This is a genomic window from Embleya hyalina (assembly GCF_003967355.1).
Taxonomy (GTDB): domain Bacteria; phylum Actinomycetota; class Actinomycetes; order Streptomycetales; family Streptomycetaceae; genus Embleya; species Embleya hyalina.
The window spans coordinates 22572-47289 of sequence record NZ_BIFH01000051.1 but is presented as its reverse complement, the minus strand read 5'-3'; the positions used below and the strand labels follow the sequence as shown (position 1 = coordinate 47289).

23 protein-coding genes are annotated in these 24718 nt (G+C 71.5%); 10 read left to right on the top strand and 13 right to left on the bottom strand.

From position 1 onward, the window contains the following. The first annotated feature begins 6 nt into the window (after positions 1 to 6). The 4 genes from EMA17_RS46295 to EMA17_RS55670 are packed head-to-tail and all read left to right on the top strand — an operon-like array spanning position 7 to position 4166. Entirely contained in the window at positions 7 to 468 is a 462-nt protein-coding gene (locus EMA17_RS46295) for a hypothetical protein (protein ID WP_126643244.1), read from the top strand. Beyond that, a complete protein-coding gene (locus EMA17_RS46290; RefSeq protein ID WP_126643243.1) occupies positions 468 to 1190 on the top strand; it encodes a hypothetical protein in 723 nt (240 codons plus the stop codon). The genes EMA17_RS46295 and EMA17_RS46290 overlap by 1 nt, the downstream gene beginning before the upstream one ends. Further along, positions 1187 to 3754, top strand: a complete 2568-nt coding sequence (locus EMA17_RS46285) for an Hsp70 family protein (protein WP_126643242.1) — start codon at positions 1187 to 1189, stop codon at positions 3752 to 3754. The genes EMA17_RS46290 and EMA17_RS46285 overlap by 4 nt, the downstream gene beginning before the upstream one ends. 1 nt (position 3755) lies before the next feature. Next, positions 3756 to 4166, top strand: coding sequence for a hypothetical protein (locus EMA17_RS55670; RefSeq protein WP_126643241.1), 411 nt, complete (start codon positions 3756 to 3758; stop codon positions 4164 to 4166). A gap of 356 nt (positions 4167 to 4522) precedes the next feature. Here the strand turns inward: EMA17_RS55670 and EMA17_RS46275 are convergent, their stop codons facing one another. Continuing rightward, the gene (locus tag EMA17_RS46275) at positions 4523 to 5410 is read right to left on the bottom strand and encodes a TauD/TfdA dioxygenase family protein (protein ID WP_126643240.1); all 888 of its coding nucleotides are present in this window, start codon (positions 5408 to 5410) and stop codon (positions 4523 to 4525) included. 365 nt (positions 5411 to 5775) lie between these two features. Here EMA17_RS46275 and EMA17_RS46270 point away from each other — a divergent pair, with 365 nt between their 5' ends. Further along, positions 5776 to 6339, top strand: coding sequence for a Uma2 family endonuclease (locus EMA17_RS46270; protein ID WP_160161812.1), 564 nt, complete (start codon positions 5776 to 5778; stop codon positions 6337 to 6339). 47 nt (positions 6340 to 6386) lie between these two features. Here EMA17_RS46270 and EMA17_RS46265 read toward each other — a convergent pair whose 3' ends face one another. The 3 genes from EMA17_RS46265 to EMA17_RS46255 all read right to left on the bottom strand — a co-directional run bounded on the left by EMA17_RS46265 (position 6387) and on the right by EMA17_RS46255 (position 8101). Continuing rightward, complete coding sequence (locus tag EMA17_RS46265) at positions 6387 to 6770, bottom strand: BlaI/MecI/CopY family transcriptional regulator (RefSeq protein WP_170222368.1); 384 nt, start codon at positions 6768 to 6770, stop codon at positions 6387 to 6389. An 89-nt stretch (positions 6771 to 6859) separates the two neighbouring features. Beyond that, the gene (locus EMA17_RS46260; protein ID WP_126643238.1) at positions 6860 to 7360 is read right to left on the bottom strand and encodes a hypothetical protein; all 501 of its coding nucleotides are present in this window, start codon (positions 7358 to 7360) and stop codon (positions 6860 to 6862) included. 153 nt (positions 7361 to 7513) lie between these two features. Then, on the bottom strand, positions 7514 to 8101 hold the full coding sequence (locus EMA17_RS46255) for a hypothetical protein (RefSeq protein WP_126643237.1): 588 nt from the start codon (positions 8099 to 8101) through the stop codon (positions 7514 to 7516). A 116-nt stretch (positions 8102 to 8217) separates the two neighbouring features. Here EMA17_RS46255 and nfi point away from each other — a divergent pair, with 116 nt between their 5' ends. Next, positions 8218 to 8928, top strand: a complete 711-nt coding sequence (nfi, locus tag EMA17_RS46250; RefSeq protein ID WP_126643236.1) for a deoxyribonuclease V — start codon at positions 8218 to 8220, stop codon at positions 8926 to 8928. A gap of 133 nt (positions 8929 to 9061) precedes the next feature. Here the strand turns inward: nfi and EMA17_RS46245 are convergent, their stop codons facing one another. The 3 genes from EMA17_RS46245 to EMA17_RS46235 form a co-directional block, all read right to left on the bottom strand. Further along, a complete protein-coding gene (locus EMA17_RS46245) occupies positions 9062 to 11626 on the bottom strand; it encodes an ABC transporter permease (RefSeq protein ID WP_126643235.1) in 2565 nt (854 codons plus the stop codon). Positions 11627 to 11648: 22 nt separating this feature from the next. Beyond that, positions 11649 to 12407, bottom strand: a complete 759-nt coding sequence (locus EMA17_RS46240; protein WP_126643295.1) for an ABC transporter ATP-binding protein — start codon at positions 12405 to 12407, stop codon at positions 11649 to 11651. A gap of 337 nt (positions 12408 to 12744) precedes the next feature. Next, positions 12745 to 13731, bottom strand: coding sequence for a helix-turn-helix transcriptional regulator (locus EMA17_RS46235; RefSeq protein ID WP_126643234.1), 987 nt, complete (start codon positions 13729 to 13731; stop codon positions 12745 to 12747). 64 nt (positions 13732 to 13795) lie between these two features. Here EMA17_RS46235 and EMA17_RS46230 point away from each other — a divergent pair, with 64 nt between their 5' ends. Next, positions 13796 to 14293 (top strand): pyridoxamine 5'-phosphate oxidase family protein, encoded by a 498-nt coding sequence (locus EMA17_RS46230; RefSeq protein ID WP_126643233.1) that lies wholly within the window; start codon positions 13796 to 13798, stop codon positions 14291 to 14293. 31 nt (positions 14294 to 14324) lie between these two features. On the opposite strand, the gene EMA17_RS46225 is transcribed toward EMA17_RS46230, so the two are convergent. Both EMA17_RS46225 and EMA17_RS46220 read right to left on the bottom strand, forming a co-directional pair. After that, positions 14325 to 15992: an ABC-F family ATP-binding cassette domain-containing protein gene (locus EMA17_RS46225; RefSeq protein ID WP_126643232.1), complete on the bottom strand. Its 1668-nt coding sequence runs from the start codon at positions 15990 to 15992 to the stop codon at positions 14325 to 14327. Between the two features lie 254 nt (positions 15993 to 16246). Continuing rightward, entirely contained in the window at positions 16247 to 16987 is a 741-nt protein-coding gene (locus EMA17_RS46220) for a YoaK family protein (RefSeq protein ID WP_126643231.1), read from the bottom strand. A gap of 317 nt (positions 16988 to 17304) precedes the next feature. Here EMA17_RS46220 and EMA17_RS46215 point away from each other — a divergent pair, with 317 nt between their 5' ends. Beyond that, on the top strand, positions 17305 to 18576 hold the full coding sequence (locus EMA17_RS46215; protein ID WP_126643230.1) for a polysaccharide deacetylase family protein: 1272 nt from the start codon (positions 17305 to 17307) through the stop codon (positions 18574 to 18576). Positions 18577 to 18622: 46 nt separating this feature from the next. Here the strand turns inward: EMA17_RS46215 and soxR are convergent, their stop codons facing one another. Next, the gene (gene soxR, locus EMA17_RS46210) at positions 18623 to 19099 is read right to left on the bottom strand and encodes a redox-sensitive transcriptional activator SoxR (RefSeq protein WP_201260865.1); all 477 of its coding nucleotides are present in this window, start codon (positions 19097 to 19099) and stop codon (positions 18623 to 18625) included. A gap of 133 nt (positions 19100 to 19232) precedes the next feature. Here soxR and EMA17_RS46205 point away from each other — a divergent pair, with 133 nt between their 5' ends. After that, positions 19233 to 19940, top strand: a complete 708-nt coding sequence (locus tag EMA17_RS46205; protein ID WP_126643229.1) for an SDR family NAD(P)-dependent oxidoreductase — start codon at positions 19233 to 19235, stop codon at positions 19938 to 19940. After that, positions 19937 to 20953: an S-adenosylmethionine:tRNA ribosyltransferase-isomerase gene (locus EMA17_RS46200; protein WP_126643228.1), complete on the top strand. Its 1017-nt coding sequence runs from the start codon at positions 19937 to 19939 to the stop codon at positions 20951 to 20953. Before EMA17_RS46205 ends, EMA17_RS46200 begins: the two co-directional genes overlap by 4 nt. Before the next feature lie 37 nt (positions 20954 to 20990). On the opposite strand, the gene EMA17_RS46195 is transcribed toward EMA17_RS46200, so the two are convergent. From EMA17_RS46195 to EMA17_RS46185, 3 genes are all read right to left on the bottom strand, one after another. Next, entirely contained in the window at positions 20991 to 21686 is a 696-nt protein-coding gene (locus EMA17_RS46195; RefSeq protein ID WP_307721596.1) for a DUF6629 family protein, read from the bottom strand. Between the two features lie 239 nt (positions 21687 to 21925). After that, the gene (locus tag EMA17_RS46190; protein ID WP_126643226.1) at positions 21926 to 23110 is read right to left on the bottom strand and encodes a L,D-transpeptidase; all 1185 of its coding nucleotides are present in this window, start codon (positions 23108 to 23110) and stop codon (positions 21926 to 21928) included. A 131-nt stretch (positions 23111 to 23241) separates the two neighbouring features. Further along, positions 23242 to 24498: a L,D-transpeptidase gene (locus EMA17_RS46185; protein WP_126643225.1), complete on the bottom strand. Its 1257-nt coding sequence runs from the start codon at positions 24496 to 24498 to the stop codon at positions 23242 to 23244. Positions 24499 to 24718 lie beyond the last annotated feature (220 nt).

Sequence of the window (24718 nt, the reverse complement as noted above, 5' to 3'; positions counted from 1 at the left end):
GAGCCGATGGAACCCACCGCGAGCGAGGGCGCGCGGGAGAACCCCTGGGCCTGGCAGGCCGGCCGGAACCCCTACCGGGGCACCGCCTTCCAGATCCTGGACCTGGATCCGGACCTGACCGGCCGGGCGGCGATCAAGGCACAGGTGCGCAAGCGCCGACAGCGGATCACCCGGAGCGCGGACCGATTCCCGGTGCACGGCCGGGTGCTCGCCCCGGCCGAGGTGAACGCGGCCGAGGAGACGCTGACCGATCCGGCCGGGCGGTTGGCGGCCGAACTGCTCACCCACCGACCCGAGCGGCCCGGCCCCGATCCGGGCGAGCTGGCCGAGGAGTTCGCCGAGACCGAGCCCCCGGAGTCGGCCGGGCCGCCGAGGATCGGGATCGACCGACGTGTGCTCGCGGGCCTGGTGCCGCCGCCCGCGCCGCGCGAGTTCGTACCGTTGTGGACGGAAGAAGGGGCGCACTGATGGCAGCGACACCCGAGCGGGGCCCCCTCGGGGCGGACCCACCGGCGGGCGCGGCGAGCCGGCCCGAGCGGGGCGGCTCGCCCGCGTCGACCCCGTCGACCGGTACCGCCGACCCGGCCGAGTCGGCCGCTTCCGCCGCGGATCCGATGGCGATCACCGAGAGCGAGCGCGCGGTGCCGGAGCACGCGCTCGACCCGCCGTTCGCGCTGGTCTACGACGTGGTGCGGCGAACCGCGCGCGAACGCGAGGCCGGGCGCGAGGAGATGCGCAAACGCCTGGAGTCCACCCACGAGCGGTACACCGGCCTGGCCGCGGACGCCGCCGTCGCGCTGCACGAGTTGCGCGGCTGCCTGGACGGCGAGCCCGCGCCGGCCGTACTGGCCTCGATCGCCCGGCGGTTCGCCACGGCGCTCGACCGCGCGGGCGTGCGCTTCGACGATCCCGTGGGCGAGGCGTACGCCGCGGTCGGCCGCCGGGTGGACGTCGCGCACGCCCCCGACAGCGGCGACGAGGCGGCGATGATCGTGGCCAGGACGCTGCGACCCGGAGTACTCCTCGACGACGGCGAGGTGATCCGCCGCGCACAGGTCGTGCTCGGCTTCGTACCCACCCCGGCCGAACGCGAGGCCGCCCCCGGGCGCACCGACGACGGCGAACCTCCCGCGGCTCCGCGCCCCGAACCCTCGAACGACCCGAACTCCGAAGGCGGTAGCACCAGATGAGCATCGTGGTCGGTATCGACCTCGGCACGACCAACTCGTGCATCGCGATCCCCGCCGACGCCGAGGTGCCCGACAAGGAGGCGCTGATCGCCGCCCGTCGGCTGCGCCCGGTCGGCGACTCGCTGATCGTGGCCAACCCCGACCGCTCGCCGACCACCCCCTCGGCGGTGTGGATCGATCCGATCGGCACCCCGATCGTCGGGCAACTGGCCAAGAACAAGGCTCGGTTGCCCGGCGCGCCGCCCGCGATGTTCTTCAAGCGCAACATGGGCACCGACCAGCTGGTCACCGCCGGACACGCGCGGCTGACCCCGCTGGAGGCGTCCACGCACATCCTGCGCCACCTCAAGCAGGTGGCCGAGGAGGTGCTGGGCGTGCCGGTGGAGCGGGCCGTGGTGACCGTCCCGGCGTTCTTCGAGACCCGGGCCAAGAACGAGACCACGCGCGCGGGTCAGGCGGCCGGCCTGGAGGTGGTCGAGACGCTGATCGAGCCGGTGGCCGCGGCGCTGGCGTACACGCACGAGCGGGCCCGCGAGCTGACCGAGCCGCAGACGTTCCTGGTCTACGACCTCGGCGGCGGCACCTTCGACACCTCGGTGGTCACCTGGGACCCCGAAGTCGGCTTCGAGAACCGCTCGTTCAGCGGCGACCGCTACCTGGGCGGCTTCGACTTCGACCGGCGGATCGTGTCCTGGATCGCGGCCCAACTGCCCGAGTACGACCTGGCGATCGACTCGGAGAACCCCGCCGACGGCAAGGTGGAGGCGCAGTTGCTCTCCGTCGCCGAGGGTGCCAAGCACGACTTGTCGCGCTATCCCGAGACCGAGATCGTCAGCCAGTACTGCGAGGACCGGCGCGGCACCCCGATGAACATCGGACTGCCCATACGCCGCGAGGAGTTCGAGGAGATGATCGCGGATCGTATCCGCGGCACCCTGGACGACTGCGACCGCGCGCTGGCCCGCGCCGGGATGACCGCCGCCGACCTGGACGAGATCGTCATGGTCGGCGGCTCGTCCCGGATCCCGCTGGTGGCCTCCATGCTCACCGAGCACTTCGGGCGCGGCCCCCGGCTGCTCAACCCGGACCTGTGCGTCGCGCTGGGCGCCGCGCTCAAGGCGGCGAACGTACCGAGTCGCAGCGGCCATCTGGAACTGGACCGCCCCGAGGCGCTGCCGCCGGAGACGGACATCGGCGGCCGGGTCCTGGCCGGCCCCGACCTCGCCTCGCCGGCCGCCGCACAGCTGGTGCTGACCTCGGACGACGGCCTGGTGTACCTGACCGAGACGGCCGACGGGGAGGGCCGATTCCTGTTCGCCGACGTGCCGTTGCGCGAGGGCGAGAACGGTTTCACCGTGCAGGTGTCGGCGCACGGCCGGGAGATCGAGAGCCGGCGTCTGGAGGTGACCACCGACGACAAGCCGCGCTCGGACGCGACCGGCGACGTGCTCGCGCACGACTTCTCGGTCGAGTTGGTGGACGGGCTGCACGCGGTGGTGCGGGCCGGGACGATGGTGCCCTATCGCACCGACTTCCGCCTGGAGACCGCGTCCCACGGGTCCAGCCTGCGGGTCGGCCTGGTCGAGGGCCTGGTGCCGATCGGCGAGGTCTCGATCCGGGACCTGCCGACCGACGTGTCGGTCGGTTCGACCGTCGAGGTGACCCTGGAGTTCGAGACCGGGTGGACGATCCGGGCCGAGGCGCGGCTGCCGCAGGTGGGCGCGGAGGGCAGCGCGGTGATCGACATCCCGCAGCGGGCCGTGCCGGGATGGCCGGAGCTGACCGAGCGGCACCGGCAGGTGGTGACCGGATGGGCGGAGAAGCGCGACGCGATCCCGCCGGCCGACGCGATCCGGGTCGGCCCGGCGCTGGACCGCCTCCTCGCCGAACTCGCCGAGCTGGTCCGGGAGCGGATCGACCCGAGCAAGACCCACCACAAGCTCCTGGAGGCGGAGACGCTGGTCCAGGGCCTGCGCGTGGCCACCACCGCGGGCAGCGCGCTGAACCCGGCGATCGGTGAGTTCGAGGACAACCTGGCCTTCCTGGCCCGGCTCGCCGACCGGCTGGTGGACCACGACCCGGTCGAGGCGGAGCGCTTCCGCGGCGCGATCCCCGGCCTGCGCGCCACCGGCCGGGCGGCCTACGCGGCGGGCAACAAGATGGACTGGCACCTGGCCAACGAGGCGGTCCGGGACCGGATCAACGCGGCCGAGCGCATGCTGCACGGCGGCCGTGCCCCGCAGCAGTTCACCGCGGCCGAGTTCCAGGTCGCGGTGCTCCAGGAGGTGGAGTATCTGCGGCGCTCGATCCAGGAGATGGACCAGGCGTCCGGCGGCCTCCACCGGGTCGACGCGGACGCGTTCCTGCGCGAGTTGGACACGATCGCCGAGGACGCGGCGGAGGTGGACGTCCGGGACGAGGCGGCGGGCAATCGGCGGCTCGTGGAGATCTATCGGGGTCGGATCATGCCGCTGCGGGCCCGGGCGGACCGCTGGATGGAACAGATCCGGGAGGGCTCCCCGCACATCGGGCTGCGGCTCCCGAAGAACTCCCTGGAGAAGTGACATGGCGTTCGCGATCACCTGCCCCCTGTGCCGCCGCCGGATCGCCGACCTGACCGGCCGCTGCCCGGCCTGCGGCGGCGACCTCGGCGCGCTCGCCGGCCTCGTCGAACTGGCCGACCGCCACTTCAACGACGCGGTACGGGCGGCCCGAAGCGCCCGCTGGAACACCGCCGCCGAACACTTGGCGGTCACCCTCGCCCTCAACCCGGCCGACGCGGAGGCCCGCCGACTCCTCACCAAGGTCCGCTACCACCAGGACCCCAAAACCCTCCCGGACCGCCTGTGGCGCAAGGCCCGCTCCCGCCTCCCCTACGGCGACCGCCTCCCGCGAACCCTCCCGAAGCAGGCCACCCTCCACCACCTCCTCGAACTGGCAACCCGCCGCCGCACACCAACCCGAAACCCAACCTGACCAACACCACACACAAAACCGCCCACCAACGTCCGGCGCCACACCCGGCAACGTCGGACGAAACGCCGGCGACCCAAACCGCCGCCCACCGGTGTCCAGAGCCAACCCCGCAACCAGGCCCGAAACATCGTCCGGCGCCACCTCCGCAACGTCGGTTGAAACGCCGGCAGGCCAAATCCACCCACGCCGGCGTCCGGTGCCACCTCCGCAACGTCGGGCGAAACGCCGACCGGGCGAAACTCCAGCCCGGCCGGCGTTTGAGGCCGCCTCGGCCGAAGGCCGGGCCGATCAGCCCGTCCGGCGTTTGAGGACGGCAAGCCGACCCAGGCCGACCTGAGCCGGCCAGGCCCGCCGTCCTAGGCCACCGCCTCGCGGACAGGCAGAAGCGCGAGGCTGGGCCGACCATCCACCCCCACCGGAACGTCCCCGTCGATCGTCACCCGGTGCAACAACCGCCGCGCCCCGTCGAAGTCGGTGATCACCCGATGCTGGGTCGCCCGGTTGTCCCAGATCGCCACGTCACCCGCCCGCCACCGCCACCGCACGGTGTTCTCGGGCCGAGTGACGTGCTTCCGGAACAGCGCGAGCAACGCCGCCGAGTCCTCGGCGTCGAAGCCCACCAGCCGACGCACGAACGCCCCCAGAACCAGCGTGCGTTCACCCGTGACCGGGTGTATCCGCACGACCGGGTGCTCGGTTTCGTACACGGTCGACTCGAACAACTCCCGATAGTCCTTCCGCGCCTCGCTCACCACATCCGTGTCGGCCGCCGCGTAGTCGTGCCGATTGCTGTGCACCGCCCGCAGCGAATCCGCGAACGCCGCCAGCGGAGCGGGCAGTTCCGCGTAGGCGCTCGCGGTATCGGCCCACAACGTATCCCCGCCCACGTCCGGCAACCGCACCGCGCGCAGGATGGAGGCGAGCGGATAGGCGGGAACGAACGTGACATCGGTGTGCCAACGATCGGCGACCACCCCGTGATCGGTGTCGATCGGCACGATCAGCTCGCCCTCGGCGGACGCGGTCGGGTGCCCGATCGGCTCGCCGAGGAGCCGGGCGAAGGCGAGTTGACCCGCGTCGTCCAGGTGGTGCTGGTCGCGGAAGAAGATCACCCTGTGCCGGTGCAGTGCGTCCCGGACGGTGTCCACCGTGATCGAGTCGAGCTCGCCGCCCAGGCGAACTCCTTCGACCACGGCCCCGATTCGGGCGGCAACGGGCGATACGGAAACGGTTACAGCGGTCATGAGCGTGGTGTCCCTTTCGGCCTTCGCATGAAAAACACGTCATCCGAAGCGGGCGCACGCGGGCGCGGACCGCCGAAACCCCGCACGTTCACGAGACATGACGACCCATCAACAAACCGAAGCCGGCGCGCGCCCTACCGACAGCGCATACCGGGCGGAACGGGAAGATGCGCGATCCGATGCCGCCGCATCACAGGCGCGACAACAGGCCCGCCGAAGCCGGCAGCCCACGTCGTGATCCCCACACCCGAAAGTCTCCCGGTGACCCGCGTGGGGGTCAACCTCGAGGGCACGCCCGTTCCCATCCGGGTGACCATCCCGCCACGCAACGCGATCTCGAAAACGTACGACCTACCATGGGGAGTATGGACCGCGAGGAATTCGACCGACTGACCGCCATCGCCGAGAGCATGCGCACGCCGTCCAATTACAAGGTCGAGATCAGCGATGGCACCCTCGTCATGATGACCGGCCCCTCCGGCATCCACGAGTTCATCGTGCGTCGCCTGCGCATGCGCATCGAGCAGGGGATCGCCGGGCGTCCCGAGTGGGCCGGGATGGCGGTGCACGGTGGAATCGACGTGTTGGACGATGTCAACCTGATAAGGCGCAACCCCGATGTCTGCGTCTTTCCGGAAGACGATCTCATCACCATCGAGAACCACATTCCCGCCGCCGACCTGCGACTCGTCGTCGAGGTCGTGTCCCGATCGAACCCCGAGAACGACTGGGAGGCCAAGCTGCGCGACTATCCGCGCATGCGCATCCCGGTCTACCTGATCGTCGACCCGCGCCAGGGCACGATCGTGGTCAACTTCGAGCCCAAGAGCGGCAAGTACACCGCTCGCGCGGCCTACGCCTTCGGCCAGGACGTGCCGCTGCCCGGTTTCGGGTTCGCGTTGACGACGGCGGACTTTCCGACCTACTGAAGATCTGCCACGCGCTTCCGGGTCGGTGGACGAGCCGGTGCGCCCGACTAGGACCCGCCCTCTTCCAGCAGTCGGCGCAGCAGTGCCTCGTCGTCGGTGGACAGGTCGGAGACGAATCGGGCGAGGACCGCGCGGCGGTCGCCCTCCTTGTCCAGCACCTGGCGCATCCGCCGCGCGGCGAGCCCGGCCTCGTCGTACACCGGCGCGTACACGTAGGACCGGCCCGACCTGGTGCGCTGGAGCACGCCCTTGTCGTGCAGGCGGGACAGGATCGTCACCACCGTCGTGTACGCCAGATCGCCGGAGACCCGTGCCTGCACCGCGGCCGCGCCCATCGCCGTCGGCGACATCCACAGCAGGGACAGGATCTCGGACTCCAACTCGCCGGGGCCACGTCGCGCGGGCGCTCCGCCTGCTCTGCTCTCGGTCACTTCGGCCTCCGGTGAATGGGCACAACGCCCCGGAAGCCTAGTCGCGCGCCGAATCCGGTCAACAGGGTCGCCGATTTCGGCCGGCCCCGTCAGGCGGCGGTGACCAGTGGGTCGCGCGCGGGCGGCGGAGGCGCGGCGGCCTCGGCCCGGACCACCAGCAGCGCGCAACCCTCCGCGCGCAGCGCCTCGACCAGGACGTCGTGCCGTCCGCGCCCCCGGGCCGGGTCGGCGGCGGCCGGCACCAACACGGCCACCCGGCGCTCCGGCAGACCCCGGACGAACGTCGCCAGCGCCTCGACGAGCCGGTCCCGCTCGTCGAAGACCACGCTCAGCGGCGCGTCCACGCCGGCCGCGTCCCACGCGTCCACCAGCGCGTCCCGAACGGCCCGTTCGCCGGGGCGCGTCACATGCACCGCGATCGCCCGCCCGCCCATGTCCCGCGCGGCCGCGAGCGCGGCGACCGCGGCGGCGTCCATGCGCACGATCGGCACCACCACGGCCTGCGGACCGCCCTCGGCGCCCCGGCCACCGGTCCGGCGGAGCGCGACGGTACGACGAATTCCGGTGACCCGACGCAGCACGGCGAACATGACGGCCTCCTTTCGACCGCCTTCAGCCTCGCCCCGAATCGACCCGCCGGCGCCCGCGTTGACGCGCTCTTGGCGTTCACCATGCCGATCCGAGCGCGTTCCTTACCCTCGCCGTCACCGGACCCTCTGCGTCACCGGCACCGGCCGCGGACCTCACCCCAGGGGCAGCAGGTTGACGCGGACGAAGCCGGCGAGCCGGGACTGGTCCAGCCTGCCCTTGTCGGCGCGTACGACGAGGGTCGGATGGTTGCGCGAACGCGGGTTGCCCAGGGTCACGATCGCGACCGGCTCGCGCCAACGCCGCACCGAGTTGGTCGCCTCGTAGTACTCCTGGGTGAACAGCACCGCCTCACCCAGCGGCGTCCGCACGGTCTGGGTCACCGCGCCGGGCGGGACGTCGGCCGCCGTGCGGTACAGGCCGTGCCACCCGTTGCCGGGCGCGCCGCCCGGCGCCTTGCAGGTCACCTCGTTGGACTCGATCGTGACGTCGTCGAGCGCGAGCAGGACCCGATCGCACGGGGTGGTCACGGTCTGCGCGCCCGCATCGGTGCCCCCGGCGGCGCGGACCTCGAAGGCGACGGTGCCGGTGTCCACCCTGGTCGCGTGCGCCCGAGCCGGCGGCGCCGTCGTCGAGGGCGCCGACACCACGAACGGATCACCCCCGGATCCACCACACCCCGAGACCCCCAGAACCACCCCGGCCGCGATCACCGCCCCCACACTCCACCGCCGCACCGCCATCGCCCTGCCCCCTCGTCGTCGGTCGTACACACCCGCGGAGTCGTACGCACCCGCAGAGTGGACGCGACAGCCCACCGGCGGGTTCCATCCCCGGAGGCCGGCGGTACGTTCTCGGGATGAGCACTTCTTCCGCGATCGCATCGGCCGAGGAGTGGCCGCGGACCGCCGCCGAGGCGTTGGCCGTGCAGGATCGGCTGCGGCCGACGGTGGACACGGTCGGACCGGGGCCGCAGCCGGGCGAGGTGCGCCGGGTCGCCGGCCTCGATGTGGCCTACGCCGAGGACTCGGACGAACTGGCCGCCGCCGTCGTGGTGTTGGACGCCCGGACGCACGCCGTCCTGGAGAGCTCCGTGGTGCACGGCGTGGCGACCTTCCCGTACGTCCCGGGCCTGTTCGCGTTCCGGGAGATCCCGGCCCTGCTGGCCGCGCTCGAACGCCTCGACGCCGCACCGGACCTGCTGGTCTGCGACGGCCAGGGGCTGGCCCATCCGCGCCGCTTCGGGCTGGCCTGCCACCTCGGCGTGCTCACCGGCCTCCCGACCATCGGGGTCGGCAAGACGCAGTTCGTCGGGACGTACGAGCCGCCCGGGCAGGCGCGCGGCGAGGCCGCCGACCTGGTGTACGAGGGTGACGTGGTCGGACGCGCGCTGCGCACCCGTGACGCGGTCAAGCCGGTCTTCGTGTCGATCGGCCACGGCGTCGACCTGGACACGGCCTGCGCGCACGTGCTGGCCCTGACCCCGCGCTACCGCCTCCCGGAGACCACCCGCCAGGCCGACCGACTCTGCCGCCGGGCACTGGAGTCCGGCCCCGCCGCCCGCTCCTGACACCCGCCCCGCCGACGCGAAAGAGCCCCCCGCACCGCCTGCGCAAGGCGGTGCGGGGGGCTCTTCGGTCACCGGCTCCCCAAGGGGGGAGGATGGGGAGCCGGCTGCCTGTCGGGAGGGTCGCCCCTCCGGGTCAGTCCGTCGCGATGGCGCGCAGGACGTTCATCCGTGCCGCCCGGAAGGCCGGCATCACCGCGGCCAGCAGGCCGACGACCGCCGCGGCGATCACGATGCCGACGACCGTGCCCCACGGGACCTTGAGCACGTCCAGACCCTGGTTGGCCAGCAGGCGCTGGGCGCCGATGCCCCACGCCATGCCGAGCGCGAGCCCGACCAGGGCGCCGAACACCGCGATCACCATGGACTCCAGGCGGATCATCCGGCGGATCTGCCGCCGCGAGGCGCCGATCGCCCGCATCAGACCGATCTCCCTGGTGCGCTCGACCACCGACAGCGCCAGCGTGTTGATCACGCCCAGGATCGAGATGATGATCGCCAGGCCGAGCAGACCGTAGATCAGGTACAGGAACGTGTCGATCTGCTTGCCGATCAGTTCCTTGTAGTCGCTCTGGTCACGCGCCTTGACCTGCGGGAAGGGTTCGAGCGCCGTCTTGAGCGCGGCGCCGACCTTCGTCGCGTCCTGACCACTGGCCGCGTTGATGCTGACGCTCTGGTACTGCACGTTCGGGACGAACTTCTTCATGATCGTGTTCGGGATCACGATCGTCTCGCCCATGCCGATGATGTCGTCGGACTTCTTGCGGATCGCGCCGACCTCGACCGTGGTCTTCTGCCCGTTCGGGAAGCCGAGTTCGATCTTGCCGCCGATGCCCAGGTGGTGGTCCTTGGCGAAGTCCTCGCCGATCGCCGCCTTGCCCGCCGAGATGGCCGCGTCGCCGCTGCCCTGGAGGTAGGTGGTCTTGACCGTGCCGTCGATGCCCGGGTCCGAGCCGAGGACGAAGTCCTTCTTGGACTTGCCGTCCGCGGTGATGTTCGCGTTGGTCAGGGTCGAGGCGACCACCTCGCCGACACCGGGGGTCTTGCGGGCCGCGTCGACGATGTTCTCGGGGAAGGTCCCGGTCAGCGACTGGATGGTGTAGTCGGAGCCCAGCGACTTGTCGATCTGCTTGTCGAAGGAGGCCGACATGGACGAGGCCGCGACCGCCATACCGCTGACGAGGGCGACACCGATCATGATCGCCGACGCGGTGGCACCGGTACGCCGCGGGTTGCGCAGCGCGTTCTCCCGGCTGAGCCGGCCCATCGAGCCGAACAGCTTCGGGTACCAGGCGGCCAGCGCCGGGACCACGGTGCGGGCCAGGAGCGGCGCCAGCACGATGAAGCCGAGCAGCGTGAACAGCACGCCCAGGCCCACGAATCCGCCACCCTGGCCACCGTTGGACGAGGTGGCTCCGGCGACCAGCGCGAGTGCGCCCAGACCGAACAGGACCGCGCCGATCACCGAGCGGGTCTTGATCGACTTCTGCGGCGGCGCGCCGGCCTCGCGCAGGGCCGCCATCGGGGCGACCTTGCCCGCGCGGCGGGCCGGGACGTACGCGGCGATCACGGTGACGATCACGCCGACCAGGTAGGCCACGATCGGGGTGGCGGTCTTGATCACCAGGGACGTGCCCTTGAGGTTGATCCCGACCGCGCTGATCAGCGCCTTGAGGCCGACGGCCAGCCCGAGGCCCGCCGCCAGGCCGAGCGTGGAGCCGACCACGCCGAGCAGGACCGCCTCCAGGAGCACCGAGCGGTTCACGTCCGCCCGACTCGCCCCGATCGCCCGCATCAGACCCAGTTCACGGGTGCGCTGGGCGACCAGCATGGAGAAGGTGTTGAAGATCAGGAAGACGCCGACGAGGACGGCGACACCGGCGAAGCCGAGCATCGCGTACTTCATCACGTTCAGGAAGCTGCCGAGCTGGTCGTTGGATTCCTTGGCCGTCTCCGCGGCCGTCTTGACCTCGAAGTTCTTCGGGTCGTTGAGCACCTGCTCGACCCGCTGCTTGAGGTCCTTGTCGGCGACGCCGGCGGCGGCCGACACCGATACCGAGGTGACGGCGTTCGGGTCGCCGAGCAGGCGCTGCGAGGCGGTGGCGTCGTCGAACGAGAGCAGCGCGGCGCCGGGGTTGGTGGCGGTGAAGGTGAGGATGCCGCTGATCTTGAACGGGAACTCGCCGTTCGCCCCGATCGCCCGAAGCTGGTCACCGATCTTGACGTGCTTCTTCTTCGCCGTGTCGGAGTCGATCAGCGCCTCGCCCGGGCCCTTGGGCGCGGCACCACTGGTGATCTTGACCGGCGTGCGGTCGGTCTCGAACCAGTTGGTGACGATGGTCGGCGCGCCGCTGGACGGGCCCACCGACTTGTTGTTCTTGTCGACGATCGTGAACGACTCGAGGCTGATGCTGCCGTGCGCCTCCTTGACGCCGTCGACCTTCTTGATCTTGTCGATCAGCGACCGCTGGACGACGGGCGTCTCGCCGGTGAGCGCGAGGTCTTCCTTGCTGAACTCGGACTTGGGCTTGATCGAGACGTCCGACGCGGTGGACTTGAACAGCTCGTCGAAGGTCTTGGTGATCGTGTCGGTGAAGACCAGGGTGCCGGAGACGAACGCGACCGACAGCAGGACCGCCAGGGCGGACAGCACCATTCGGCCCTTGTGGGCCAGGAAGCTGCGGAACGTGGCTTTCAACATGGTGGGGGACTCTCCGCCTGTTTCAGCTGGTCCGGGCACCGTCGAAGCGCTTCATGCGCTCCAACACGGCATCGGACGTGGGACGCAGCATCTCGTCGACGATTCGACCGTCTGCCAGGAACAGGACCCGGTCCGCGTAGGACGCCGCGTTGGGGTCGTGGGTGACCATCACGATGGTCTGACCGAGTTCGTTGACGCTGCGCCGCAGGAAGCCCAGCACCTCGGCGCCGGAGCGCGAGTCCAGGTTGCCGGTCGGCTCGTCGCCGAAGATGATCTCGGGCCGGCTGGCCAGCGCCCGGGCGCAGGCGACACGCTGCTGCTGACCGCCGGAGAGCTCGGTCGGACGGTGCTTGAGCCGGTCGCGCAGGCCGACGGTCTCGATCACGTTGTCCAGCCAGGCCCGGTCGGGCTTGCGGCCGGCGATGTCCATCGGCAGCGTGATGTTCTCCAGCGCGGTCAGCGTCGGAAGCAGGTTGAACGCCTGGAAGATGAAGCCGATGTTGTCGCGGCGGAGCTTGGTGAGCGCCTTGTCCTTCAGGCTCGTGATCTCCGTGTTGCCGATCCAGCTCTTGCCGCTGGTCGCGGTGTCGAGGCCGGCGAGGCAGTGCATCAGGGTCGACTTGCCGGAGCCCGAGGGGCCCATGATCGCGGTGAACTGGCCGCGACCGATCTGGACGTCCACACTGTCGAGAGCGACGACTCGGGTCTCGCCTTCGCCGTACGCCTTGGTGAGCTGCTGCGCGCGGGCGGCGATGGTGCCCCTGGAGTCCGCGTCGGTCATGGCAGCCGTGGCCGTGGTCACGAGTCTGTCCCCCATGTTGAGGTGAAGGGTGGCGCGCTCCGCTCTTGCAGTGCACTCGATCACCGTATGGGGGAAGGCGTCGCGGCGAATCCTCTCCAAGGACAGACCCGCTCGTCCTACGCAGGGAGGACCCGGGGTCCGCCAAGCGACCCTTGCCCCTAGGGGAGCCCCGTACCGGTGGGGTAGCTCCCGAACGTGTGTGCGCGTGTGATCACGCTGCGTTGATTCTCGTGGTGCCAACGATCCGCATCCGGCCCGCGGTTCCCCAAATGTCGGATTCACCGCGACGTGCGCCCGAAGACGAGGGGCGTCAGCCTCAGGGGGGACCCTGGGGTACGCCGTGGCGAGTGGCGATGCCCGCGCCCACGGCGGCCACCGCCCGGCGCAGACTCGGCGGCGACACCGCCTCCATCTCGGCTCCCAGCATGACCAGTTGACCGGTGGCGACCTCCTCGGACTCGGCCCACAGGCGCAGCTCGCGCCATCCGTGCGGGTCGGGCGGTCCGGCCGTCGCGAGCGCGTCCCCGGCGACGACCGGGCCGAACACCCGGGGCAGCTGCGCCGAGCCGAACGGCGACACCCGGATCACGCAGGCGAACCGCATCAGCGAGCGGGCGAAGTCGTCGTTGTGGTGCGTCCACCAGGTGCTCAGGTCGAAGTCGTCGGGCCGCTCGAAGCGTTCCGGCCGGGTGCTCGCGGCCACCACGCGCGAGACGCGATAGCTGCGGATGTCGACGCGATGCCGGGCGACCAGGTACCAGACGCCGGCCTTGAGCACGAGGCCGAGCGGGTCGAGCCGGCGGGTCACCTCGCGGTCGCGGCGGGCGTAGCGCACGTCGATCCGCCGGCCGGTCCACACCGCGCCGGCGATCCCGGTCAGGTGCGGGACGTCCTCGTCCCGGGCGAACCACCCCGGCGCGTCCAGGTGGAACCGCCGCCGCACCCGGCTCGCCCGGGTGCGCAGGTCGGCCGGCAGGGTGGCCATCACCTTGGTCTGGGCCGCCACCAGGACCGTGTCCAGGCCCAGCGCGTCGGCGGCGTGCGGCGCGCCGGACAGGAACAGCGCGGCGGCCTCGTCGCCGGTGAGCCCGTCCAGCCGGGTCCGCCAGCCCTCGACCAGTCGGATCCCGCCCCGCGGGCCGGTCTCGGTCCACAGCGGCACCCCGGACGACTGGAGCGCGGCGACGTCGCGGTACACGGTGCGTACCGACACCTCCAGCTCGTCGGCCAGCTCGGCGGCGGTCGCGCCGCCGGGTCGGTTCTGCAGGTGCAGCAGCAGTGCCACCAGTCGACCGGATCGCATGACCCGAAACTAACCCGGAATCCTTGCCGGCGGTTGTCAGGGATGGATGGGCACCATGGGTGTCATGACGAGTTGGGCGGAGTTCGAGAAGGCCGAACCGGAGTTCGCGACGACGGTGCGCGAGCGCTTCGGGATGTACAAGCACCACGTGCTGGGCACGCTGCGTCGGGACGGCTCGCCGCGGTTGACCGGCCTGGAGGCCGACTTCCGGTTCGAGCAGATGTGGCTGGGCATGATGCCGGGTTCGCTCAAGGCGCGCGACCTGCTGCGCGACCCGAGGTTCTCGCTGTTCGCCAACCCGGGGGAGGGGGCCGAGATGACGCACGGCGACGTCCGGGTCAGCGGGCGCGCGATCGAGGAGACCGACGAGGAGTTGAAGGGGCGATACGTCGGGGAGACCGACGCGCCCACCCCGTTCCACCTGTTTCGGGTGGAACTCGGCGAGGTGAGCGCGGTCGGGCTCGAGGGGCAGGAGATCGTGGTCCGGACCTGGCGGCCGGGCGCGCCGGTGCGCGCGCTCCGGCGGGGCAACGACCCGGAGTCGGCGCGCGAGCAGGGGTGAGCGGTGCGCCCCCGCCGCGCGCCGGCCGGGGCTACTCGACCGGCTCGGCCTCCGGGGTCTCGGCGTCGCCCTCCGGGGTGGGCACGGCGAAGCCCTCGCCGCGGCGCAGGGTCAGCTCCCGGGTGATCCCGATCGCCTCCAGGAACGGGCGGTCGTGGCTGACCACGACCAGTGCGCCGCGATAGGCGCCCAGGGCCTGTTCGAGTTGGCGCACCGACGCCAGGTCCAGGTTGTTCGTCGGCTCGTCGAGGATCAGCAGGTGCGGCGGCGGGTCGGCGGACAGCAGGGCGGCCAGGACGGCGCGGAACCGTTCGCCGCCGGACAGCGTGCCCACCCGCTGCTCCGGGCGGTTGCCCCGGAAGAGGAAGCGGGCCAGCCGGCCGCGCAGTTCCGCGTCGGTCGCCTCGGGCGCGAAGCGGCGCACGTTGGCCAGGACGGTGGCGTCGTCGTCGAGGATGTCCAGCCGCTGGGGCAGGTGGCGCACCCCCTCGACGTTGATCCGGACCGTGCCCTCGGCCGGTTGCGCCGCGCCGGTGAGCAGGCGGAGCAGGGTGGTCTTGCCCGAACCGTTGTCGCCGACCAGGGCGACGCGTTCCGGGCCGCGTACGATCAGGTCCACGCCGTGCGGGCCGTAGAGCGCGTCCGCCGTGTTCAGGCCCTCGACGGTGAGCACGGTGCGGCCGGCCGGCACCTCGGTCTCGGGCAGTTCGATCCGGATCTCCTTGTCCTCGCGGACCGCGTCCCTGGCCTCGGACAGTCGGCTCCTGGCGTCGTCCAGGCGGCCCTCGTGGGTGCCCCTGAGCTTGCCGGCGGAGACCTCCGCGCCGCGTTTGAGGTTGCCGGCCACGATCTTGGGGATGCCGCCCTCCAGTTGGGCCTTGCGGCCGGTGCGCAGGCGGCGGGCCAGCCGGATCTGGGCCTCGGCCAACTCGCGCTTCTGCTTGCGCACGTCGGTCTGGGCGACCCGGACCAGCCGCTCGGCGGTCTCCCGCTCCTGCTCCAGGATGTCGAGGTAGGAGCTGAGGTTGCCGCTGTGGGTACGGGCCCGGTCCGGCAACAACTCGACGATCCGGTCGACCAGATCGAGCAGCGCCCGGTCGTGGCTGACCACGACGAGCACCCCCGGGTACCGGCTCACCGCGTCGTACAGCCGCTCGCGCGCGGACGCGTCGAGGTTGTTGGTCGGCTCGTCCAGGAGCAGGATCTCCGGTCGGCGCAGCAGCAGCGCGGCCAGCCCGAGCAGCACCGACTCGCCGCCGGAGAGGGTGCCGACGGTGCGGTCGAGGTCGACGTGCGGCAGGCCGAGCCGGTCGAGCCCGGCCCGCGCGCGTTCCTCGACGTCCCAGTCGTCGCCGATGGTGTCGAAGTGCCGGACGTCGGCGTCGCCGGCCTCGATCGCGTGCAGCGCGGCCCGCGTGTCGGCGATGCCGAGCACGTCGTCGACGCGCCGGTCGGCGTCCAGCGGGAGATGTTGCGGCAGGTAGCCGAGGTCGCCGGCGAGGCCGATCGACCCGGCGGTGGGGCGCAGTTCGCCCGCGATCAGTTTGAGCAGGGTGGATTTGCCCGCGCCGTTGACGCCGACCAGGCCGGTACGCCCGCCGCCGATGGACAGATCCAGGTCGGTGCAGACGGGCGTGCCGTCGGGCCAGGCGAAGGACAGGGCGGAGCAGACGATCGCGGGTGCGGTCGGAATGGACATGCGGATTCTCCCGGGACGCGGTGATGTACGGATCGCGTGGGACACCGCGCGGCGGGATCGGGAGGCACCGGAAACGGTCGACGAACGAGACAGTCGACAAAAAAGTCGTCCGGGACGGCCACACCGAGGTCGAGAACGCGACCGCGAGCACGAAGGGCTCGAGCGGCGCGATGTCCTGACCTCAGATGCGCAACGGACCATCCAGACGGACGACAATGTGACCCGCCAAGGCTACCTCGGGTGCGCCGCGGACCTCAAACGGTTTCCCCGGCGTTTCGGTCGCGCCGTTCCCGCAGGTCGAATCGGTAGGCGACGGCGGCGGTGCCGATCAGCAGGGCGACCGGCGCGGCGAACGCGATCAGCACGTGCACGCGCAGGACGAGTATCGCGCCGGTGAACGCGCCCAGTGCCATCGCGATCGCGGAGAGCAGTCGGCGACCGGCCCGGGATCCGGTGCCGCCGAGCCGGCGGATGTCGGCGGCCAGGCCGGTCAGTGTCTGGGACAACACGGTGGTGGTCAGGTCCGGGACGGCCAGTCGCCGGGCCACCGCGTTCTGCAGGCCCATGGCCAGGCCGAGCAGCAGGATCAGGGTGTAGCGCTCGCCGGTGCCCAGGCCGTGCACCGCGGCGGCGACGATCAGTGCCGCGGCGAGCAGGGCGGCCTGTACCGAGGCGCCCACCCACAGCAGGCGCACGCGGCGCGCGCCGAAGACCACGCCGAGCCGGCCGCCGCCGGCCGCGCCGATCAGGAACGCGCCGAGCGCGGCGAGCGAGGCGGCCACCGACAGGCCGGGGGCGCCGGCCAGGGCGAAGCCGGTGAAGACCACGTTGCCGGTCATGTTCGCGACGAACACCCGGCCCAGTTCGAGATAGCTGAGCGCGTCCACCAGGCCGGTGACCACGGTGAGCACGATCAGCAGCGGCGGCAGCGGGGCGTGCGGGTCGTCGTGCGGCGGCAGCAGCGTGTGTTTGGCGTCCCGAAGCGTCTCGCGCATCGATGTCCCCTCCGGGATCGGCCGGTTCTCGGTCCGGGCCCGGCGACCGGACCCCGGGCGGACCCCAGGGTCCGCCCCGTGCCGAGGCGAACCACCGGCTCGGGGCTATCCATTGCCGGTCCGGGACCCGCGACACCTGCACCGGCCCGTGCGGCCGCTCACACTGCGGCCGAGTGGCCGTACCCGTTCATCCCATGTGGTGGTGCCGGCCGACCCCGGTGGGGCGGGTCGACGAACCGGTCGGCGGGCGATCTAGCCTGCTGTCGATTTCCCTATATTTACAATCATTTGGGGTATTCGTGCGATCATCCCGCACCATGGCCGTCCTCGTCCTTGTGGTGGCGGTGGTCGCCGCCATCGGCTTCGTCGTCTTCGCCCGCGGGCACGGGAGCGATCCCGAACAGAAGGCCGCCGCGCCCGCGAGACCTCCCCAGGGGCCGGCCGGGCGGCCCCCGGTGACGCTGATCGGCGACGGCTCGACCTCGAACACCGGCGAGCAGCCGAATCGGCCCCGGCCGGAGAAGCTGGCCCCGGGCGCGATCCCGCCGCAGTTCGTGGTCTTCTCCTGGGACGGCGCGGGCGAGGACGACAAGAAGCTGTTCTCCCGCTTCCGCCAGGTGGCCAAGGAGAGCAACGCCAGGATGACCCTGTTCCTGTCCGGGGTGTACGTGCTGCCCGAGGCCGGGAAGGCCAGGTATCAGCCGCCACACAAGCCGATCGGCGCCTCCGACATCGGCTATCTCGACGACGCCCACCTGCGGATGACGCTGGAGCAGCTCGGCGCCGCGTGGCAGGAGGGCCACGAGATCGGCACCCACTTCAACGGACACTTCTGCGGTCCCACCGGCGGCGGTTCGTGGTCGGCCGACGACTGGCGCAGCGAGGTGGATCAGGCTCGCGCGTTCGTGAAGAACTGGAAGACCAACACCGGCTGGGCCGACCTGCCGGCGCTGCCGTTCGACTACGACAAGGAACTCATCGGCGGCCGGGCACCGTGCCTGGAGGGACAGAAGGCGCTGCTCGCGGCCGAACCCTCGCTCGGCTTCCGCTACGACGCGAGTTCGCCCGGCGGGCGGCAGGTGTGGCCGGACAAGGTGAACGGGGTGTGGGACCTGCCGCTCCAGCAGATCCCGCTGCCGGGGCGCCGGTTCGAGGTGCTGTCGATGGACTACAACGTGATGTTCAACCAGTCGCGCACGGTCAAGGGCGACCCGGCCAGGTTCGGCGAGTGGGAGGACCAGGCGTACGCGAGCTACATGGCGGGCTTCGACCGCGCGTACACCGGCAACCGGGCGCCGCTGCTGATCGGTAACCACTTCGAGGGGTGGAACGGCGGCATCTACATGAAGGCCGTCGAACGCGCGATGCGCACGGCCTGCGCACGGCCCGAGACCAGGTGCGTGAGCTTCCACGACCTGGTGGACTGGCTCGACGCGCAGGATCCGGCGGTGCTGGCGAAGCTGCGTACCTTCGACGTCGGCGCGAAGCCGGACTGGGCGGCGCTCGGGGCGCCCCCGGCACCCGCGGCTCCGGCCGCGCCGGGTGCGCCCGGCGCGCGGCCGGCCGCGGTGGTGCGCGACCGCCACTGAGGACCGACCGTCGGCCGGGCGGGGGCGTCACCCCGCCCGGTCGGCGTCAGCCGTGTGGGTGGCGCCGGTCCTCGCGCAGCAGTTCCGGCAGGGTCACCGCGCCGGAGCCGTAGCGGGCGGCCTGGTCGTCGGGGTTGGAGATCCGGCAGCGCTTCATCGACAGGCACCCGCAGCCGATGCACTGCTCCAGGCCGTCGCGCAGTCGTACCAGGGCCTCGATCTCCTCCTCCAGGCGACCGCGCCAGGCCCGGCTGATCTTGGCCCAGTCGGCGGGGGTGGGGGTGCGCCCCTCCGGGAGATTGCTCAGCGCGGACCGGATCTCCTCCAGCGACAGGCCGATGTTCTGCGCCGCGCGGATGAACGCCAGCCGGCGCAGGATGTGGCGCTCGTACCGGCGTTGCCCGCCCGTCGTGCGACTCGCGGTGATCAGGCCCTCGGCCTCGTAATAGCGCAGCGCGGATGCCGCGAATCCGCTGCGCGCGGTCATCTGCCCGACCGTCAACAGGTCCGTTCCGGTGAGCACACCGTCTCCCAGGTCTCGTCCGAAGTTTCGTGCGATGCGCCTCCCGGTCGCTTGACCTGAAGTGCACTTGAACTTGCAGTGTAGAGGGGCAGCCCATCACCGGGTGGGGTGTGGAATTCCCCTGGAGAACACCATGCCTGTCGCACTCGTCACCGGCGCTTCGCGCGGCCTCGGCCTGGCCCTGGCCCGCGCGCTCGCCCTCCGCTCCTGGACGCTGGTCCTGGACGCCCGCGGCGCCGCCGACCTGGATCGGGCCGCCCGCGAACTCCGCGCTCTGGGCGACGCCGACGTGATCGCCGTCGCCGGCGACGTGACCGATCCCGCGCACCGTCGCGAACTGCGCGACGTGGTCCGCGAGTCCGGTCGCCTCGACCTGCTCGTCAACAACGCGAGCGTGCTCGGGCCGAGCCCGCTGCCGCCGCTCGCCGACCACCCCCCGGCCGACCTGGTCCGGGTGTACGAGGTGAACGTGTTCGCGCCGCTGGCGCTGACCCGACTCACCCTGCCGTTCCTGCTCGACGGCGACCGCGGCGCGGTGGTGAACATCAGCTCGGACGCCGCCGTCAACGCCTATCCCGGCTGGGGCGGCTACGGCTCGGCCAAGGCCGCCCTCGACCACGTCGGCGCGACGCTGGCCGCCGAGAACCCGGACCTGGACGTGTACGCGTTCGACCCCGGGGACATGAACACCGACCTGCATCAACGGGCGTTCCCCGGCGAGGACGTCTCGGACCGCCCGAACCCCGAGACCGTGGTGCCGGCCCTGCTGCGGCTGTGCGACGAGCGTCCCGCGAGCGGACGGTACACGGTCGCCGAGTTCGCCCCGGCGGTGATCTCGTGACCACCGCGACCGTGCACGAGGCGACCGAACCCGCCGAGGCGCGGGGACTCGCGCGGGACGGGGTCCGGCTGCTCGTGCACGCGGGGGAGCGGGTCGAGCACACCGTCTTCCGCGACCTGGGACGGCACCTGGGACCGGGCGACCTGCTCGTGGTGAACACCTCCGCGACGCTGCCCGCCGCGGTGGACGGCTACCGCGCCGACGGCTCGCCGGTCACCGTGCACTTCGCCACCCGGCTCGACGAGGAGACCTGGATCCTCGAACTCCGGCACACCGACGGTACGCCCGGGCCGGTGGCCGGGGTGCGCCGATTCGAGGCGGTGCGCTTCCCCGGCACCCGGTGCGGCATGGCGCTGCTCCTGGACCCGTATCCGCACGAGCACACCCCCCAGCGGTTGTGGAAGGCCCGGATCACCGTGCCGCACGCCCGGGTGGAGACCTTCCTGGCCGACCGCGGCCGACCGATCAGCTACGCCCACGTGCGCGAGCGCTGGCCGCTGACGGCGTATCAGACGATCTTCGCCCGGGACGAGGGCAGCGCCGAGATGCCCAGCGCCGGGCGGCCGTTCACCCACGAGCTGGTGGTCGACCTGATCACCCGCGGGGTCACCGTCGCGCCGATCGTGCTGCACACCGGAGTGTCCTCCCAGGAGGTCGGCGAACCGCCGCTGCGCGAGTGGTTCGCCGTGCCGGAGAGCACCGCGCACCTGGTGCGCCGGGCCCGCCGGGTGATCGCGGTGGGCACCACCGTGACCCGGGCCCTGGAGTCGGCGGTGGGCCCCGACGGCGAGATCGCGGCCACGAGCGGCTGGACCGACCTGATGCTCGGCCCGGACCGCCCGGCCCGGGTGGTCGACGGCGTGATCAGCGGCCTGCACGCGCCCGAGGCCACCCACCTGCTGCTCCTGGAGGCGGTGGTGGGCCGGGCGGCGGTGCGCAGGGCCTACGACGCGGCGCTGGCCGAGGACTACCTGTGGCACGAGTTCGGGGACAGTTCGCTGCTCCTGCCCTGAGCCGCGCGGCGGCCCGGGGCCGCCCCGGGCCGCCGGCTCAGCGCACCAGCTCGGACACGGGTCCGGGCGACGAGCCCGCGCTCCCCGGTGGCGCGGGGCGCCGGGAGCGTACCCACCACAGCACGATCACGCTCGCCGCGGCCGCGACCGCGCACCACGTCGACGCGAACGCGTGGAACCACAGGCGCATGGTGATCGCCGCGCCGACGGCGCAGACCAGGCCCAGGAGCCGCAACAGTCGGTCCCGGGCCAACAACAACGAGCCGAGGGTGGCGACCAGATAGCCGGCGATCACCCACGGGGCGGCGGGGATGCCCACCGAATAGCGCACGGTGTTCCCGCAGATCTCGGCGTTCACCGGGCGTGAGACGAGCGCGTGCCCGAGGGCGCCCGCGACCACCAGGCCGAGCACGATGAAGAACGTGGCCCGGACCCGCTCCCGGCCCCGGGCGAGCGGCCACTGGGCGGCCAGCACCGCGAGCGGGACGAAGGCGGGCAACAGCGGGAAGGCGATCACCGCCCAGGCCTCGCGCGCGATCTCGGCGGTACCCGCCGACACGTCACCCGTCTCGCCCTGCCACACCACCGCCTCGATGAGCTGATGGGCGCCCAGGACGACCGGCAGCAGCGCCATCGGCAGATCGTTGATCCGTCGCACGGAGGCGACGCTCGCTATGCCGACCGCCGTGATGGCACTGCCCATCACGAGGTCCGTACCGGCGCTCCAACACACGGCTGCCTCGATTCACCGGGAGGGGTGGGGTGCTCCCGTGGCAGGCGTACCCACATGGTTGGTGTGTTCAACAGTTCATACGCTCATTCGGCCCCGGGCGTCCACGTGGGATGGGTCACGCCCGGGTGTAGGGCACATGTACCGCCGACCACCGGCACGGTTGGCGCGGAGCGGTCGACCCGGGGCACGACGGGCCCGGGTGCGGCCGGACCCGGTGTCGGGTCCGGCCGCACCGCGCGTCAGTTGCCGGCCGTCCACTGCTCCCAGGTCAGGTTCCACGCGCCGTAGCCGTTGTCGGCCGCCACCGGCTTCTCGTCGTTGCCCTTGACCTGCACGATGTCCCCGCGGATCGAACGCTCGTACATCCACTTGGCGTTCTCCAGCGTCATGGAGACGCAGCCGTGGCTGGTGTTGGCGTTGCCGAACGGGTTGACCGTGGTCCACGTGTTGGCGTGCAGGAACGTGCCCGACTCGGTGATCCGCATCGCGTACGGCACGGCCTTTTGGTCGTACTCGTTGCCCAGGCCGACGGTCTGCGAGTTCATGTCGAGCGTGGGGTAGCGCTCCTCCATCACCATGATCCCGTTCCACGTCGTGTACTTGGGGTCCTCGCCCGCGGTGATCGGGATCGTCTTGACCACCTGGTCGTTCTCGGAGACGGTCATCGTGTGCGCGTTGGCGTCCACCACGGCGATGCGCTTGGTGTCCGCGACCTTGAAGCCGAAGCTCTTGAACTGCTTGGACATCACCCCGCCGCCGAGGTCCACGCCGCGCAGGTTGAGGTCCACCTTCACCTGGGTGCCGGTCGGCCAGTACTCCTTCGGCCGCCAGTCCACGCGCGAGTTGCCGAACCAGTGCCAGGCGCCCTCGACGGCGGGCGTGGCGGTGACCTTGATCGCCTCCTGCACCACCTTGCGGTTCTTCACCGGCTGGTCGAAGGTGATCGACACCGGCTGGCCCACGCCGACCGTGGCGTCCGCGTCCGGCATGAAGGTGGCGGTGGCCGCCTGCGTCGGATTGAGCACGGTGAACGCCGCGTTGGCGACGGTCGGCTTGTTCTCCGCGTTGGTGGCGGTGGCGGTGACCGTGTACTTGCCGCCGTACATGAACGGCACCTTCGGCTTCCAGGAGTCGCCGCTCAGCGCGCCGTCGACGCTCTCGCCGCTCGCGTTGGTCACCTTGACCTCGGACACCTTGCCGCCGCCGACCGCGATCTTCACCGGCGCGCCCGGGTCGACGCCGGTGGCCTTGTCCACGGGGGTCAGGGTGACCACGGCGGGCTCGGCCGGGCCGGCGCGGTTCTCGCCGGCCGCCTTCGCCGGGTCCGCCGACTTCTTCGCGTCGTCCTTGCTACAGGCTCCGGTCAACAACAGGGTCGCCGCGACGAACGCGGCGACCCCGACACGCTGGGTGATACCGGTCATGAAAAGGGCCCCCCGGGCTCAGCCGTCCGATCAGGTGGATTCACCTGAGGGACGCCGCCGGCCGCGTGGCCGTTGCACGAGGGACCCTGTGATCGAGGTCTCAATCGTTGTCGGGCGCGTCACGCCCGGGGTCACTCCTTGGTCGCGCTGCCGGCCAACCACTGGGACCAGCTCAGGTTCCACGCGCCGTAACCGTTGTCGGCCGCGACCGCGCGCTCCTTGGAATTGACCACCTTGACCACGTCGCCGCGATCGGCGTGGTCGTAGAACCACTTGGCGTCCTCGGGCGTCATGCTCACGCAGCCGTGGCTGGTGTTGGCCCGGCCGAACGGCGGATTGGCCTTGTCGTACCAGTAGTTGCCGTGCACGAACGTGCCCGAGGTGGTGATCCGGACGGCCCACGGGACGTCCGCGATGTCGTACTCCTTGCCCAGGCCCACGGTCGCCGAGTTCATCCGGGTCTTCTCGTACTTCTCCATCACCACCATCACGCCGCCCCAGGTGTCGTACTTGGGGGACTCGCCGGTGGTGACCTTGATGGTCCTGACCACCTTGCCGTTCTCGGTGGTGGTCATCGTCTTGCTCGCCACGTCGACGGTGGAGATCCGGGCGACGTTGCCGATCGCGAAGTTGAAGCTCTTGTACTGCTTGGAGCCCGCGCCGCCGCCGAGGTCGGCGCCGCGCAGGTTGAGGTCCACCTTGACCTTGGTGCCGGCCTTCCAATAGTCCTTGGGCCGCCACTCCACCCGGGTGTTGCCGAACCAATGCCACGCGCCGGACACCGCGGGCGTCGCGGTGACCTTCATCGCCTTCTCCGCCTCGGCCTTGTTGGTGATCGGCCGGTCGAAGCGCACCGAGACGGGCTGACCGACGCCGACGGTCCCACCGTCGGGGAAGATCGAGGCGGTCACCTCCTTGCCCAGCGTCTGGGTGGTGAACCTGGTGGAGACCGTGGTCGGCTGGTTGTCCGCGTTGGTGGCGGTGGTGCTCACCGTGTACTGGCCGCCGGGGGTGAACGGGACCTTCGGCTTCCAGGACTTACCGTCGGGCGCCAGCGTGCCGTCGACCTGTTCGCCCTTCGCGTTGGTCACCTTGACCGCGGAGACCTTGCCGCCCTCGATCGCGAAGGTCAGCGGATCGGCGAGGTCGACGCCGGTGGCGCCGTCCTCGGGGGTCGTGGTCACCTGCGGCGCGGCCCCCTTGGCCGGCTCGGGAGGTTTGCCGGACTCGGTGCCCGGGGCGCCGCCGGGGGTGCCGGGGGTGATCTTGGACTCGCTGCCCGCGTTGCTCGTCTTGTCGCCCTTGTCGTCGCCGCCCAGCAGCCCGCAGGCCCCCGTGAACAGGATCGCGCCGGCGATCAGAACGGCCGGAACGGTGCGCCGTCGCATCGCTTTACCTGCCACGTTTCGGGATTCCCTTCACAACGGGTCGAGAAGACGGAGGCCGCGCGACGCGAGTCTCCGCATCATTGACTTCCGGAGGGGGTCTCAGGTTGCTCTCCGAAGGATGTGATGTACGTCTCGTTTTGGTGGGCGGGCCTTCGGCCGGGCGGCCCGCGCGCCCGGTGCCGGCCGTCGCCGGCGAAGGTGGTGCGTCGGTTGTGCGGCG

Coding starts and splice junctions, on each gene's coding strand:
- EMA17_RS46235 (WP_126643234.1), bottom strand. CDS start 13,731: ATGCGATCCGGTCGACTGGTGGCACTGCTGCTGCACCTGCAGAACCGA.
- EMA17_RS46185 (WP_126643225.1), bottom strand. CDS start 24,498: ATGCGACGGCGCACCGTTCCGGCCGTTCTGATCGCCGGCGCGATCCTG.
- EMA17_RS46230 (WP_126643233.1), top strand. CDS start 13,796: ATGACGAGTTGGGCGGAGTTCGAGAAGGCCGAACCGGAGTTCGCGACG.
- EMA17_RS46275 (WP_126643240.1), bottom strand. CDS start 5,410: ATGACCGCTGTAACCGTTTCCGTATCGCCCGTTGCCGCCCGAATCGGG.
- EMA17_RS46245 (WP_126643235.1), bottom strand. CDS start 11,626: ATGTTGAAAGCCACGTTCCGCAGCTTCCTGGCCCACAAGGGCCGAATG.
- nfi (WP_126643236.1), top strand. CDS start 8,218: ATGAGCACTTCTTCCGCGATCGCATCGGCCGAGGAGTGGCCGCGGACC.
- EMA17_RS46255 (WP_126643237.1), bottom strand. CDS start 8,101: ATGGCGGTGCGGCGGTGGAGTGTGGGGGCGGTGATCGCGGCCGGGGTG.
- EMA17_RS46260 (WP_126643238.1), bottom strand. CDS start 7,360: ATGTTCGCCGTGCTGCGTCGGGTCACCGGAATTCGTCGTACCGTCGCG.
- EMA17_RS46215 (WP_126643230.1), top strand. CDS start 17,305: ATGGCCGTCCTCGTCCTTGTGGTGGCGGTGGTCGCCGCCATCGGCTTC.
- EMA17_RS46190 (WP_126643226.1), bottom strand. CDS start 23,110: ATGACCGGTATCACCCAGCGTGTCGGGGTCGCCGCGTTCGTCGCGGCG.
- EMA17_RS46220 (WP_126643231.1), bottom strand. CDS start 16,987: ATGCGCGAGACGCTTCGGGACGCCAAACACACGCTGCTGCCGCCGCAC.
- EMA17_RS46205 (WP_126643229.1), top strand. CDS start 19,233: ATGCCTGTCGCACTCGTCACCGGCGCTTCGCGCGGCCTCGGCCTGGCC.
- EMA17_RS46295 (WP_126643244.1), top strand. CDS start 7: ATGGAACCCACCGCGAGCGAGGGCGCGCGGGAGAACCCCTGGGCCTGG.
- EMA17_RS55670 (WP_126643241.1), top strand. CDS start 3,756: ATGGCGTTCGCGATCACCTGCCCCCTGTGCCGCCGCCGGATCGCCGAC.
- EMA17_RS46240 (WP_126643295.1), bottom strand. CDS start 12,407: ATGACCGACGCGGACTCCAGGGGCACCATCGCCGCCCGCGCGCAGCAG.
- EMA17_RS46270 (WP_160161812.1), top strand. CDS start 5,776: ATGGACCGCGAGGAATTCGACCGACTGACCGCCATCGCCGAGAGCATG.
- EMA17_RS46285 (WP_126643242.1), top strand. CDS start 1,187: ATGAGCATCGTGGTCGGTATCGACCTCGGCACGACCAACTCGTGCATC.
- EMA17_RS46225 (WP_126643232.1), bottom strand. CDS start 15,992: ATGTCCATTCCGACCGCACCCGCGATCGTCTGCTCCGCCCTGTCCTTC.
- EMA17_RS46290 (WP_126643243.1), top strand. CDS start 468: ATGGCAGCGACACCCGAGCGGGGCCCCCTCGGGGCGGACCCACCGGCG.